Origin of the sequence: Hyalangium minutum (assembly GCF_000737315.1) — a bacterium.
GTDB lineage: Bacteria > Myxococcota > Myxococcia > Myxococcales > Myxococcaceae > Hyalangium > Hyalangium minutum.
Map to the genome: position 1 here is coordinate 175,032 of NZ_JMCB01000023.1, position 14,640 is coordinate 189,671.

At 67.2% G+C, this 14,640-nt stretch carries 6 protein-coding genes and 1 pseudogene; 4 read left to right on the forward strand and 3 right to left on the reverse strand.

Translation table 11 applies throughout. The annotated features are described in order from the left end of the window. The first annotated feature begins 118 nt into the window (after positions 1-118). Positions 119-2,896: a vitamin B12-dependent ribonucleotide reductase gene (locus DB31_RS39330; protein WP_044197944.1), complete on the forward strand. Its 2,778-nt coding sequence runs from the start codon at positions 119-121 to the stop codon at positions 2,894-2,896. A 59-nt stretch (positions 2,897-2,955) separates the two neighbouring features. Here the strand turns inward: DB31_RS39330 and DB31_RS47350 are convergent, their stop codons facing one another. The 3 genes from DB31_RS47350 to DB31_RS39350 all read right to left on the reverse strand — a co-directional run bounded on the left by DB31_RS47350 (position 2,956) and on the right by DB31_RS39350 (position 10,993). Continuing rightward, positions 2,956-8,100, reverse strand: a complete 5,145-nt coding sequence (locus DB31_RS47350; RefSeq protein ID WP_075306447.1) for a GspE/PulE/PilB domain-containing protein — start codon at positions 8,098-8,100, stop codon at positions 2,956-2,958. 147 nt (positions 8,101-8,247) lie between these two features. Continuing rightward, positions 8,248-9,642 carry an undecaprenyl-phosphate glucose phosphotransferase gene (locus DB31_RS39345; RefSeq protein WP_044197949.1) on the reverse strand — a complete coding sequence of 465 codons (1,395 nt, stop codon included), beginning with the start codon at positions 9,640-9,642 and terminating at the stop codon, positions 8,248-8,250. Between the two features lie 217 nt (positions 9,643-9,859). Then, positions 9,860-10,993 carry a glycosyltransferase gene (locus DB31_RS39350; RefSeq protein WP_044197951.1) on the reverse strand — a complete coding sequence of 378 codons (1,134 nt, stop codon included), beginning with the start codon at positions 10,991-10,993 and terminating at the stop codon, positions 9,860-9,862. Positions 10,994-11,235: 242 nt separating this feature from the next. On the opposite strand from DB31_RS39350, the gene DB31_RS49345 reads away from it, so the two are divergent. The 3 genes and pseudogenes from DB31_RS49345 to DB31_RS47355 form a co-directional block, all read left to right on the forward strand. Beyond that, a complete protein-coding gene (locus DB31_RS49345) occupies positions 11,236-11,970 on the forward strand; it encodes a tetratricopeptide repeat protein (protein WP_157232387.1) in 735 nt (244 codons plus the stop codon). A 48-nt stretch (positions 11,971-12,018) separates the two neighbouring features. Next, positions 12,019-12,870 carry a hypothetical protein gene (locus DB31_RS49350; RefSeq protein ID WP_157232388.1) on the forward strand — a complete coding sequence of 284 codons (852 nt, stop codon included), beginning with the start codon at positions 12,019-12,021 and terminating at the stop codon, positions 12,868-12,870. 9 nt (positions 12,871-12,879) lie between these two features. After that, positions 12,880-14,535: pseudogene (locus tag DB31_RS47355) on the forward strand (protein kinase domain-containing protein); the annotation flags it as partial. Positions 14,536-14,640 lie beyond the last annotated feature (105 nt).

Below are 14,640 nucleotides of genomic sequence, written 5' to 3' on the forward strand. Positions count from 1 at the left end.
CTCGGCGCTGTCTGCCGCTGATCATTGATCCCTCAGGGATCTCGCGGGCTTAGGGACTTTTGCAAAATTTTGCATCCACACTTTGAGTGAAATCCAGCGCAGCAGCGGAGGACGGTCCATGGAGAAAGAGCTGGGATTGAAGCCGGCGGTCAACGGAAAGAAGGCGGCGAAGAAGGCCAAGGGCGCAGCGTCCGGGCTGACGGTGAAGCGGTTCTTCACGACGCCCGGGGTGGATCCAGCCGACGAACTGGCCTGGGAGTACCGCTCCGCGGGCATCACCGGTGAGGACGGGCGCATCGTCTTCGAGCAGAAGCAGATCGAAGTGCCCAAGTCCTGGTCCATGCTGGCCACCAACGTGGTGGCGTCCAAGTATTTCCGCGGCACGCCGGGCACGCCCGATCGCGAGGGCAGCGTGCGCCAGCTGGTGGCGCGCGTGGTGGACACCCTCACCGGGTGGGGCGTGGAGGGCGGCTACTTTGCCTCGGAGACGGACCGTGAGGCGTTCCACTCGGAGCTGACGCACCTGCTGCTGCGCCAGAAGGCCTCGTTCAACTCGCCCGTCTGGTTCAACGTGGGCGTCGAGGCCCACCCGCAGTGCTCCGCCTGCTTCATCAACTCCGTGGAAGACTCCATGGAGTCCATCCTCACGCTGGCGAAGACGGAGGGCATGCTCTTCAAGTACGGCTCGGGCACGGGCAGCAACCTCTCCAGCCTGCGCTCCAGCCGCGAGCTGCTGGCCGGTGGCGGCACGGCCTCCGGCCCCGTGTCCTTCATGAAGGGCTTCGACGCGTTCGCCGGCGTCATCAAGAGCGGCGGGAAGACCCGGCGCGCGGCGAAGATGGTCATCCTCAACGCCGAGCACCCGGACGTCCTGGACTTCATCCGCTGCAAGTCCCTGGAGGAGAAGAAGGCCTGGGCGCTCATCGACGCGGGGTACGATTCGTCCTTCAATGGCGAGGCGTACTCGTCCGTGTTCTTCCAGAACTCGAACAACTCGGTGCGCGTCACCGACGAGTTCATGAAGGCGGTGGCCGAGGACGGTGCGTGGACCACGCGTGCGGTGCGCGACGGGCGGCCCATGGACACGTTCCGGGCCCGCGAGCTGTTCCGCGAGATCGCCGAGGCCGCGCACCTGTGCGGCGACCCGGGCCTGCAGTTCGACTCCACGGTGAACAGCTGGCACACGTGCTCGGGCACGGCGCGCATCAACGCGTCCAACCCCTGCTCCGAGTACATGTTCCTGGATGACTCGGCCTGCAACCTGGCGTCGCTGAACCTGATGCACTTCCGCACCATCGACGGCGAATTCGACGTCACCGCCTTCAAGCACGCGGTGGACGTGCTGCTGCTGGCGATGGAGATCATCGTCGGGTTCTCCAAGTACCCCTCCGAGCGCATTGCCAAGAACAGCCACGACTACCGCCCGCTGGGCCTGGGCTACGCGAACCTGGGCGCGCTGCTGATGGCCACGGGCCTGCCGTATGACTCGGCCGAGGGCCGCAACTACGCGGGCGCCATCACCTCGCTGATGTGCGGGCAGGCGTACTCGATGAGCTCTCGCATCGCCGAGCGCATGGGCAGCTTCGCCGGCTACGCGAAGAACGCCGAGCCGATGATGGGCGTCATCCGCAAGCACCGCAAGGCGGCCTACCAGCTGTCCGCCGAGGGCGTGAGCGAGGAGCTGTACGTGGCACAGCAGGTCTCGTGGGACGAGGCGATGGCCCACGGCACCGAGCACGGCTTCCGCAACAGCCAGGTGACGGTGCTGGCGCCCACGGGGACCATCGGCTTCATGATGGACTGCGACACCACGGGCATCGAGCCGGACATCGCGCTCATCAAGTACAAGAAGCTGGTGGGCGGCGGCATGCTGAAGATCGTCAACCAGACGGTGCCGCTGGCGCTCGAGAAGCTCGGCTATCCGCAGACGCAGGCGCAGGACATCGTCGCGTACCTGGACAAGAACGAGACGATCGAGGGCGCCCCGCACCTCAAGTCCGAGCACCTCGCGGTGTTCGACTGCGCCTTCAAGCCCGCCAAGGGCCAGCGCAGCATCTCGTGGATGGGCCACATCCAGATGATGGAGGCGTGCCAGCCGTTCCTCTCGGGCGCCATCTCGAAGACGGTGAACATGCCTTCCACCGCCACGGTGGAGGACATCGAGAAGGCGTACATGGAGGCCTGGAAGCGCGGGCTGAAGGCCATCGCCGTGTACCGCGACGGGTGCAAGCGCACGCAGCCGCTGAACACCTCCAAGGAGAAGGTGAAGGACACCCAGGAGGCGAAGGCGGAGGCGGTGGCCCCGGCGGTGAAGCCCGAGCCCAAGGCCGTGCGGCGCCGGCTGCCGGACGAGCGTCAGTCCATCACGCACAAGTTCTCCATCGGCGGCCACGAGGGCTACCTGACGGTGGGCATGTACGAGGACAGCACCCCGGGCGAGCTCTTCATCGTCATGGCGAAGGAGGGCTCGGTGGTGAGCGGGTTGATGGACAGCTTCGCCACCTCGGTGTCGCTGGCGCTCCAGTACGGCGTGCCGCTGCAGGTGCTGGTGGACAAGTTCAGCCACACCCGCTTCGAGCCGAGCGGCTTCACCGGCAACCCGGCCATCCCGATCGCCAAGTCGATCACCGACTACATCTTCCGCTGGCTGGCGCTGAAGTTCATGCCGAGCACCCAGGTGGAGGAGACCGAGGTGACCATCGAGCCGCGGGAGTCCTCGGCGGCGGTGAAGCCCGCGCAGGCAGCCCCGCAGCTGCCCGTGGTGTCATCGGTGGCGAAGAACACCTGGCTCAACCAGGCCGATGCGCCGCCGTGCCACACCTGCGGCGCGATCATGGTGCGCAGCGGCGCCTGCTACAAGTGCTCCAACTGCGGTGCCACGAGCGGCTGCAGCTGAGCCGCCCCTGAGCCGTTGAAGTAAGGGCTCCGGAGCTTGGCTCCGGGGCCCTTCTGCTTTCAGGACTTGTGGCCCGCGTCATCCTTGGACTTGGAGGCCGCCGGTGCTCCGGCCGAGGCCCTCGCGGCCTCTTCGGCCTCGAACGCGGCGAAGGGATCGGCCTCGGGCTCCTGCGGCGCAGAGAGCGTCGCGGAGTCAGGGAACTCGGGCTCGGCGGAGGAGATCAGCTGATTCCAACTCGACTCCAGCCCTGCTCCTTCCGGCTCGCCCACGGACACCACCGGTGTCCCCGGGCCCACGCCGAACTTCCCTGTGGCCGTCTGATCCGGCAGCGCGACGCCGTACTTGCTCGGAGGCACCGGCTGCCCTGTCGCGATCCCGTATTTGGCCGTCGACACGGCGGAATCCACCGCTGCGCTCCCCTGCCCTCCCGGCTTCGTGGGCACCGCGAGCGCAGGATTGCTCTCGACCGGAGCCTCCAGTTCGGCACGCACGACTCCGAAGATGCCGGTCTTCTCGGGCGCTTCGTCCTCGGGCTCGGCGCCCAGCGGGGGCTCGGGCTCCTTGCTCACGATGCCGTACTTGCCCGTCGTCGTGGGCTGCATGCTCGCGATCGAGAACTTCCCTGTGGCCGTCAGATCCGGCGCGGATGCGGGCGCGGGGATCGTGGGGATGGGGGCTTCGGGAGCTGCAGGCTCGGCGGAGGCGCTGGGCTCGGCCTTCTGGGCCTCGTCCTCGGGCTTCCACTGCGGCACGAAGTCCCAGGTCGGCGCCAGCGCGACCTCGTCGTCCGTACTCCCCGTCTCCTTGAGCTGCGGTGCCTCCGAGGTGTCGAGCTCGAGCCCTCGTTCGGTGCTCGGAGGCGCCTCGGGCTCATGGCCCGTCTGGGCCATGGACATGAACTCCCAGGTCGCCGCGAGCTGCATGGGCTCCTCGGGAGCCGGGGGCAGCTCGCCCAGATCGATCGGAGCCCTCGGCGCCTGCGCGACCTGCTCTCCGACCTTCGCGACCTGCGCCTCCGCGACCACCTCTTCCGCCGGCATGACCCGCGCTTCCGCAGGTACCTCCTCGGCCGGCGCGGAGACCTTCGCGGCAGGAGCAACCCGCTCCTGAGGCGGTGCGGCCCGCTCCTGCGGGGCGATGACAGCGGCGGAAGGTGCTGGCGCTTTCTCAGCCACGTCCTTGGCCGGCATGCCTATGTCCAGGGCATCCGCGACATCGAACGGGTTCGGAGGCGGTTCCTCGGACACCGGCTCAGCGGTGAGCACGGGCAGTTCCGCCGACACTGGCTCGGCGGTGAGCACGGGCACTTCCGCGGACACCGGCTCAGGCGTCAGCACGGGCGCTTCCGCAGACACCGGCTCGAGGGAGAGCACAGGCGCTTCCGCGGATACCGGCTCGGCCGTCAGCACAGGCACTTCCGCGGACACCGGCTCGGCCGTCAGCACAGGCACTTCCGCGGACACCGGCTCGGCCGTCAGCACAGGCACTTCCGCGGACACCGGCTCGGGGGAGAGCACGGGGGCTTCCGCGGACATCGGCTCAGCCGTGAGCACGGGCAGTTCCGCTGACACTGGCTCGGCGGTGAGCACAGGCACTTCTGCGGACACCGGCTCAGCCATCAGCAGCGGCGCTTCCTCGGACGCTGGCTCGGCGGTGAGCACGGGCAGTTCCGCCGACACCGGCTCGGCGGTGAGCACAGGCACTTCCGCAGACACCGGCTCGGCCGTCAGCACCGGCGCTTCCGCAGACACCTCTTCGTCCAGCGAGACGGGCAGCTCTTCGGCAACCTCTTCGATCGGCTCGAGGGCCTCGGCCTCTGCGTCGGCCACTTGCGAGGGCTTCTCGGACTGAGGCCCTGCCTCCTGGGCCGCAGCCTTCTCCACCGCCTCCTCGGACTTCAGCGGAGACATGTCCCAGTCATCGGGAACAGGAGGCACTGTGGTGGCCTTCTCTTCGATCTTGCCGAGCTCCGGCTCGGGCTCGAAGACGTCCTCAACGTCGACGGGCTCGCTCTCCTCGGAGGGAGCCAGTTCCTCCAGCGAGGCGGCTTCATCGACCGCGATCTCCACGGCAGCCGAGGCGTCCGCCTGCTCCGCGTCGTGGGCTCCCGCCTTCGCCGCCCCAGGAGCGCCAGCTTGCGCGGAAGCACCCGAGACTGCGGGAATCATGGAGGGAGCCTGCGCACCGGGCCGCTGCGCGGATGTGCCGGCAGGAGTCATACCGGGAGGAACCGCGACCGCAGCCTGCTGCCCCGGGAGCCCCGCGATGGAAGGCAGCGTGGGGGGACGCGCACTGGCGGACGGCGCGCTGGGGACCGGAATCGGAGGACGCGTGCCCATCGCCACGGGCGGCACTTCAGGCAGGGACGGCACGGGAGGCGCCGGAGGAACCGGCGGGGAGGCCATGGCGGGCGGTGCCCCGACGGCAGGAATGGCCGAGCTGCTGGGGCGCTCACTGCGCGCAACGGCCGCTACAGGCGGTACCCCAACGGCGGCCCCCCCCGCGCTGCTGGGGCGCTCGCTGCGAGCAGCGGGGGCCACAGCCGGTGCGCCGACGGCGGGCAGAGCCGCGCTGCTGGGGCGCTCATGGCGAGACGCAGACACGGGATGAGGAGCCGCCTGGGGATGCGCCCCCACGGGAGTTCCTGCAGGGGCTGCCACCCCGGGCGACGGTACGGGAACAGGCGGCCGGGTCGCTCCAGGCGGCATCGTCGGCATGGGAGGCCCAGCCACCGACGCAGGGCTGTGCGCGAACGCCGCGACAGGCGGGCTCGTCACGGCTGGAATTCCCGCGGACGTGGGCCGTGCGGAGGGAACCGGCGGGGACGCAGGCGGCAAAGGCACTGCAGGGAGTGTCGGAGGCCGCTGCACCGCGACCTGGGGCGCCCGAGGAATCGCACCGGGGACGGCGCCCTGGGCCGCTCCAGCGGGAGGCGGCTGAGGCGCCAGCGTGTGCGGAGCTCCTGTCGCCTGAGGACGAGGCGCCGCCTGAGCCCCATGGGGTGCCTGCGCGATCGGCGCGGGCGCATGCTGCACCCCCGGAGGCATCGGGACATGCGGCCCCCCTGCCGGGGCGGGATGAGCACCCGGAGGCACAGGGACAGGATGGGCTCCCGGCTGCGCCGGATAGGTCCCCGACGGCGCTGCGGCGTGGGGGATTCCCGACTGCGTGGGATGGACCCCTGGCGCCCCGGCGGCGCGAGGCGCTCCGGCCTGCGCAGGATGAGTTCCCGGAGGAACTGCAGCGGGGTGTGCACCGGTCTGAGGCGGATGAGCCGCCGGTACCGGAGCGTGGGTTCCCGGCTGGGCCGGATGCGTTCCCGATGGCGCTGGAACGGGATGAGCACCCGCCTGCGCCGGATGAACTCCCGACGGCGCTGAGACGGGATGCGCTCCGGCCTGAGCTGGATGCGTTCCCGGCAGAGCCTGGGGCGCTGGCATCTGCGCATGGGGCGCGCCGGGAGGCACTCCCGCCAGCGTCGGCCGGGCCGGCTGAGCACCCGCAGGAGGAGGGGCCTGTGGCGGCCGCGCACCCGGCGGAACAGGAGCGACTGTATGGAACTGCCCAGGCATGGGCACGGCCGTCGGAGGCCGAGGAGCCGCTGCGGCAGGTGGTTGAGGCCCCGCAGCCACGGGCGCCCTCGGAAGCTGCCCGGCGGGGGCAGCGGGCGGAGCCGCGGGGTGCAGCCCCGGGCCTGTTCCCGTCAACGTCGGAGGCCCCGGGCGGGCTCCAGGGGCCTGCGGGTGAGCCGCCATGACGGGAGCGGTGCCTGCGATCGGCATCTGCGCGTGGGCAGGAGGAACAGGAGCCATCGTCGGCGATGACCCCGTCCCCGTACGAGCCCCCATCACGGGAGGAGAACCCGCCCCCGGCACTGCACCCGCCGGAGGCTGCCCCGCAGCTGAGGGATGCGTGCCTGCGGCAGGATGCGCGCCAGAGGGATGCGCCGCCGCAGGATGCGCTGCGGGCTGGGCCGCAGGATGCGCTGCGGGCTGGGCCGCAGGATGCGCTGCGGGCTGGGCCGCAGGATGCGCTGCGGGCTGGGCCGCAGGATGCGCCACTGCCGCCGGATGCGCCGCCGGATGCATCGCGGGCGCCGTGCTCGGAACCATGGGAGCCCCCTGCGGCGTGCCCTGCTGAGGCATCCCCGGTCGCGACGCCGCGCCGGGCTGCGCTGCGGCAGCCAACGGCGTCGGAGCATGCGCGGGGCCAGGAGCACTGGGAGCCGCCTGCGGAGCCCCCGTATTGAGCATGGACGCCCAGGCTGCAGGCGGTAGCCCTGAACGCACGGCCCCCGCTGCCGGAGCCGCCGGGGGAGGAGGCGCTGCGGGCGCACCAGGAGGCCTGGCCTGCATCGGAGCCGGGGGCGCGGCAGGCGCGGCAGGCGCGGCAGGCATGGCGAGGGCTGCAGGCGCGGCACCCAGAGCATCTTGCTCGTCATCCTCCGCGCTCAGGTACTGCCCAGGCGCGAGCCCTCCGAGCGATCCAATGCCCTCAGGCAGCTCGAGCGGCTGAACCCCATTGTCATCGGGCGCAGGCTCGTCGGGGAGCGGCGCGTTGTCACTGTCCCCCGAGTCCTCGCTGAGGAACTGGCCCGGCTCGAGCCCACCGAACATCCCCGCCTTCTGCCCCGCACCGGCCGCGGGAGGCTTGGCAGTCTGCGGACCTCCCGGAGGCCCCGGGGGCGCCGTCATGGGAGCCCCCGCCGCGTTGCGCGCGCCCGCTCCCGACTTCGTCGCCTCGGGATCCAGCTTGATGTACCGCTCGGGCCGGACGATGCCGAGGCGCTTCTCCAGGTAGGCGTAGAGCCGCAGCTCGGGGACGACGCACGGAATGACGCGCAGCCCCGTGGTGAAGGAGATCTCATCCACCGCGTCCATGTCGAAGGGGCTCGCCATCGCCACCTTGATGCGGCGCCCGTCCACCGCGAGCGGGAACACGTAGTGTTTCTCGATCAGCGCCACCGGGATCGTCCCGAGCGTGGCCGACGTCACGGCCTCGAACTCGGCGATGGTCGCCTGCGGATAGCGCATCTGCTCCGCGAGCACCGCGCCCAACGTCTCGATGTCCAGGTACTCCAACTCGACGAGGTTCGTGCCGAGCCGGCCCCCGTAGATCATCTGGGCCTTCAGGGCTTCGTCGAGCTGCCCTGGGTTGATGAGGCCCTTGCGGACCAGAAGCGCACCGAGCTTTTCAGCCATGGAGGCCGATTCTAGACGCTTCAATGACGATGCGCGGCACTCGTTCGCCTTCGCAGCGCTTCGCCCCTGATGCAAAGTTCCAGGTGGCCTGGGACTTCACCGTCTGTCAGAGCGGGCAACGATGACAGTGTGCGCCTGAAAGCGCGCTCAGTAAGCGTTCTTCGACAGGAAGCCGCCCAGGGCGGTGCGCACGAGGATCTTCAGGTCCATCAAGAGCGACCAGTTCTCGATGTAGTACAGGTCGTACTCGATGCGCTTCTGGATGGACGTCTGTCCGCGCAGGCCGTTGATCTGGGCCCAGCCGGTGATGCCGGCCTTCACCTTGTGGCGCAGGTGGTAGCGAGGAATCTGCCGCTTGAACTCCTCGATGAAGACGGGGCGCTCGGGGCGCGGGCCCACGAGGCTCATGTCGCCCACCAGCACATTGAAGAACTGGGGCAGCTCGTCGATGGAGTACTTGCGCAGGAAGGTACCGATGGGCGTGCGGCGGGTATCCTCGGCACTGGCCATCTTCGCGCCCGAGGCCTCGGCGTCGGTGCGCATGGTGCGGAACTTGAGGATGTGGAACGTGCGCCCGTCCATCCCCATGCGCTCCTGCTGATAGAGGATGGGGCCGCGGCTGGTGAGCTTCACCATGAGGGCCGTGACCCACATGATGGGCGCCGTCAGCACGATGGCGACCAGCGAGAAGAGGATGTCGAAGACGCGCTTGCCGACCCGGCTCCAGCCGTCCATGGGATCGCCCTGGAGGCTGATGATGGGCAGGCCGCCGAACTCCTCGAGCCCGCCGTACAGGGTGATGTACTGGTACAGGTCCGGCACCACCTTCACGTCCACGGTGCGCAGCGCCAGCCGCTCCATGAGGTCCTTCACCACGAGCTGCTGCTCGAGCGGCAGGGCGATGATGACCTGATCCACGGGCTGCTCATCCAACACGCGCTCGACGTCCTCGATGCGGCCAATGACCGGAGCGCCGCGCACCTTGCGGCGGGCCTTCTCCAGGTCCTGCGCGAGCACGCCGATCACGCGGAAGCCCAGCTCGCGGTGATCGCGAACGGTCTCCACGACGCGCCGGCCGAGCTCGCCCTCGCCAATGACGAGAATGGTCTTCAGGTTGAAGCCACGGCGGCGCACCTCGGCGAGCGCGATGCGGAGCACCAGGCGGGTGATGGACACGAGCACCAGCGCGTAGCCGAGGAAGAGCGCGAGCGTGAGGCGCGAGTAGCGCTCGCGGGTGAAGTACGTGAGCGCCACGAGGATGAGGGTGGCGGTGATGGAGGCCTTGAAGACGGCGAACAGCTCGCCAATGTGCGTGCGCGAGCGGTTGGTCGTGTAGAGGTGGCCCTGGTGGAAGGTGATGGGGAAGATGAAGAGCGCCATCACCAGCGAGACGAGCGTCTCGTCCAGCGGAGGGATGCCATCCGTGATGGGGATGAGGCCGATGAAGCGCGTGGCGTACGCGAGCCCGAAGGCCACCGCGAGCATGAAGACGTCGGTGGCGATCTTGATGGACGTGTAGAAGCGCTGAAGACGACTGAACACGCCAAGACTCCTGTGGCCTGCCGGAAGGACGGCCCCACCGCTGCAATTCTCGCACCCTTTGGCAGAGAGGTGTTCTCCCCCGGACAGCCTGGGCGCCAGGGCCTCCTAGCACGGAAAGACTCGTAAAACCAAGGGCTTGCCCGGAGCCTGGGGGGGACCCGGTGTAGGCCTGGCGTGGCGGCCCTCTGAAAAACCGGTGGGCCCTCTGGCACGAATGTCAGGGCTGGGTGGAGCCCGAGGAACCAGGCGAGCGGAGCAAGGACTCCACCTCGGCGAGGATGGCGCGGTGGAAGGCCGCCTTGGAGAAGCGGCGGGCCTGGACGCGGGCCTCTTCGGGACGGAAGCCGGTCTCCCAGGCATCGAACTGGCGCACGGCGGCGGCGAGCGCGGTGGGAGTCTGCTCGGAGAAGAAGAGGCCGGTACGCTCGGTGACGGTCTCCAGGACGCCGCCCTTGGCGTAGGCAATCACGGGACGGCCCGTGGCCTGGGACTCCAGGGGCGTGAGGCCAAAGTCCTCCTCGCCGGTGAAGAGGAGCGCACGAGCGTTGCGATAGAGGGCGGGCACTTCGGAGTCCGGCACGTTGCCGAGGAACCGGATGTGGGGCGGCAGCGGCCCGGAGGTGAGGCGTGCGGCGTCCTGGCCGGAGCCGACGACCCAGAGGGGGACATCCAGGGTGCGGAAGGCCTCCAGGGCGATGTCGAGCCGCTTGTAGGGAGCGAAGGCGCCGAGCCACAGGAAGTAGCCGCCCTGGCCGGTGCCCTCGAGGGACGAGGCACAGAAGCGCTCGAGATCCACGGGGGGGTGGACTACGCCCGCATCGCGATCCCAGAAGCGGTGGATCTTCGCGGCGATGTTGCGGCTGTTGGCGATGAAGCGATCGACACCGGCGGAGGAGTCGCGATCCCAGCGCTGGAGCCAAGGGCGCACGGCGCTGGCAGCGAGGCGCACGGGCCGCGAGGCGCGTCCGGGGCCGAAGTAGTCATCGAAGAGATCCCACATGTAGCGCATGGGCGCGTGCACATAGGAGAGGTGCTTGGCGCCGGGCGGCTTGCGGATGCCCTTGGCGACACAGTGGCTGGAGGAGAGGACGAGCTCGTAGCCCTGAAGGTGGAAGGACTCGATGGCGCGCGGGAAGAGCGGGAGGAAGTGGCGGTAGCGGGAGTGGATGCCGGGGATGTGCTGGAGAAACGAGGTGTAGATGCGCCGGTTCTCGATGGCCGGAGGCATCGTGCCGGGCTGATGGATAAGGGTGTAGACGTCCGCGTCGGGGAACAGCTCGCAGAGGGCTTCGAGGACGCGCTCCCCACCGCGCAGGGTGACGAGCCAGTCATGAACGAGGGCGACCTTCACGGGCGACCTTCTACCATGAAGACGTACTCCTTAAGTGGCATCGTCTGGCGTCCCGTGCCCTCCCTAACCTGCTCCCTCGGCATGAACCACCGAGTGGTATCGGGAACATGATATTTTTCAGGAAGTCCGGCCACGTCGTGGCACTTCTCGCTTGCTCCATGGCGTGGGGGCATGCGCCTCGCGCCGAGGCACAGACTGCGCATATACGTCTGGCCAAGGCTGCGGATACCCAACGTCCTACCGTGCCGATGCGACTCCCACCAGAGTTTGCGGCAGCACTCCAGCTCTACGAACAGCTCGAGTATGAGGCAGCGTTGGAACAACTGGCTCGCGTGCGATCGGCCGCCGTAGACACGGAGGTACGGGCCCTCACATGGCTCTATGAAGGGATCATCCTCGCCAACCTCGGCCAGACGCACCGTTCGCGCGAGGCTTTTCGCGAGGGGATTCGCCTCCAACCCGCTTCCGTTCTGCCGATCGAGGTTTCGCCCAAGGTCGCCCAGCTCTTCCAGGACATTCGCAAGGAGGAGCATCGCAGGCCCAGCCCCAGCCCTTCGAAGCTCGTTGCGCTTGAGGCCCCCCAACCTTCCCCTTCTGAGGTCCCCTCCACGCCTCTCGTTGGTACCGCACCACCCACGTCATCTCAGGCAGAGGATGCGGTTTCTAAGACAGAGGTGCTGCCTTGGGTGCCGTCAGCGTCGCCACCGCTCGACAAGATCACCCCCGTGAACCCTTATCATGTGGTCTTTGCCGTCGGCAGCGGCATGGCCATCACAGGCATCGCTCTCTATGCAGTCCTGGACGCATCAAGTCCGACGAAGCACGGCAACCTCAAATTCGCAGCGGGAGTGAGCGGGCTCTGGGGGCTCGGACTCGCCGCCTTCGGAGGCGTTGGCTCGTGGGGGCAACAAGAACCTAAACCTGTCGGCTCGCTCCAAAGTCGGCGAGTCTTTGCCAGTGCACAATTTTCCTTCTGATGGTTTGTGATAAGAATCATGGTACATTTCAGTAAGTCGGACCTTGCCATGGCATTTCTCACCCTCTCCATGGTCTGGGGAACGGCTCCAAGAGCGGCTTCTCCCTCTTCGCGGATGCAACCGACGAGTACGGATTCCCACAGTCCCGATTCAACGAAGAAGCACCTTCCAACAGCGCTTGCTGTAGCGCTCCGCCTATACGAGCGCCTTGAATATGAACAAGCACTTGAGCAGTTAGCTCGCTCGAAATCGGCGACCTGGGACACCGATGTGCGTGTGCTCGCTTGGCTCTATGAGGGAATCATTCTTGCCAACCTCGGCTATGCAGACCGCTCTCGTGAAGCTTTTCGCGAGGGACTCCGCCTCCATCCATCCTCTGTCCTGCCCATCGAGGTCTCACCTAAGATCGCCCAACTCTTCCAGGACGTTCGCCATGAAGTGCAACAAGAAACCTCAGCATCACCTCTACCGAAGGCGTTGGAACTCCCCTCTGTTCCTCCTGTCGATAAGCAAGCAGAGCAATCTCCGCCTTCGATTGAAAACCACAACCCCTCTCCTGAGCCACGTCAGGCGGAGGCTACAGACAGTAGTCCAAAGCTTGCTCCCTGGGCACCAACGTCTCCTTCCAAGCCAGAAGAAAGCCGCTTCGTGAAAAGCCACCACGTGGCGTTTGCCCTTGGGGGGCTCCTCGCATCTACCGGCATCGTGCTACTGGCGACCATGGGCTCCGCACATCCCGAGGACAAATCCACGCACCTGCTCACGGGCAGCATTGCTGTCGTGGGAGGACTGAATCTCATTGCCTTTGGGGCAACCACTGCAATGGGACAACGCAGCCCCCAAACCGTGGGTCCTCTCCAGCGCCGGTATGCCTCTGTCGGTGCTCAGTTGTCCTTCTAGTCCTCCGAAATGAACATCGGACGCTACGAGGTCATTCGAAAGCTCGCCACGGGTGGCATGGCCGAGGTCTTCCTCGCCAAAGTGGCAGGCCCATTCGGCTTCGAGAAGACTCTTGTAGTCAAAAGGATCCTGCCTCACTTGGCGGATGAGCCCGCCTTCGTGGAAATGTTCCTCGCCGAGGCCAAGCTCGTCGCCCAGCTCAACCATCCGCACATCGTCCAGATCTTTGATTTCGGAGAAGCCGAAGGCGCGTACTTCGTTGCAATGGAGTACATCGATGGTCCCAACCTGCGCACCCTTCTGAAGCACGCTCGCACGCGACAACCTCACCTGCGTCCCACGCTCTGCGCGAAGATGATCGCCGCAGCATGCGAGGGACTGGCTTATGCCCATGACTTCCATGATCCGGTGACGCGGCGCCCTCTGAACCTCATCCACCGCGACATCAGCCCCGACAACATCCTCCTGTCGCGCCAAGGCGCGCTCAAAGTGGCTGACTTCGGCATCGCCAAGGCCACCGGCCATGGGCCCATGACCCAGGAGGGAGTCCTCAAGGGCAAGCTGCCCTACATGTCGCCTGAGCATCTGCGGGGAAAAAGGCTCGATCGCAGAGCCGATGTTTACGCACTCGGGCTCGTGCTTTACGAACTCCTGACCTGTCGTAAGCCCTTTGATGTGACGACGGAGGCAGGTCTCCTGAGGGCAATCATTGAAGACCCCTTCATTCCCGCGGAGGAGAGACGGCCAGATCTCCCAGAGCACCTCCAGCAGATCCTAGATCGAGCCCTCGCGAAAGACCGAGATGAGCGCTACCCGGACTGCCTCTCATTTCAAGCAGACCTTGAGCGTTTCGCTGCCTCTGAAGGGGAGACTCTGGGATCACTCCATATCGCCCGCCTCATCACACATCTGGAAGCCGATACGGCTCAACCCCTGCCGACGCCCCCTCCTTCCTTCCCTACGACCCGAGACTTCAGGTCCATGGAGGATCCCCTCACGCTGCCACGAGATCCAACGGTCTCGAGCAGACCTCATGCGCGCGCTCCAGGTTCGCTCCCGCAATCCACAGGAGTGCTCGATGAGGCAACCTCGTTTGAGCAGAAGATGCGCTCACGCGGGCGAATCCAGGTGGCAGCATCCATCCTGGCCGTCTTGCTCTTCGCGGGTGGCGGTGGCTACCTGCTGTCGCACGGTAGAGGCGCTGTCCCTCCTCGGCCAGCAACTGCCTCCGATGCGGGCCCTGACCTCGCAGATGCCGGGATTGCCCACGCAGAAGCCAAGCATGAACCTGCCCCCACTCAGCCCTTGGCTCCTCCAGTTCTACAAGATGCTGCGGATGCAGGGGCCGCTGCGACGCCCCCAGTGCTGATACTGGATGCAGGGCCTGCGCCCTTTTCCCCTCCAAAACCTGCCGCTCCTCGCCCCAAGTCCCCCTTACTCACCCAGCAACCCACAGGTAAAACTGTCGCAGGCACCGGCTTCGTTGAGTTCCGCGTCGTCCCCTACGCGACTGTCTTGCTGGATGGACAAGAACTCGGGACCACGCCGTTCGATCGGGTCGAGGTCTCCGCAGGCCGCCATACTGTCCGTCTTGTCAACCAAACGTTCCCCAAGACCGAGACGCGCACCATCTACGTGAGACCAGGAGAGCAGGTTGTCGTTAAGCACAACTTCGAGACGCAGTGACCGCCAGTGAAGAGAGCACGCTCCCCTTGAATGAGTGTGGCGGGTCCCGCGTCGTACGGTACCGTACCCACGACCCTTTCCTCT

Coding starts and splice junctions, on each gene's coding strand:
- DB31_RS47350 (WP_075306447.1), bottom strand. CDS start 8,100: ATGGCTGAAAAGCTCGGTGCGCTTCTGGTCCGCAAGGGCCTCATCAAC.
- DB31_RS39330 (WP_044197944.1), top strand. CDS start 119: ATGGAGAAAGAGCTGGGATTGAAGCCGGCGGTCAACGGAAAGAAGGCG.
- DB31_RS49350 (WP_157232388.1), top strand. CDS start 12,019: ATGGCATTTCTCACCCTCTCCATGGTCTGGGGAACGGCTCCAAGAGCG.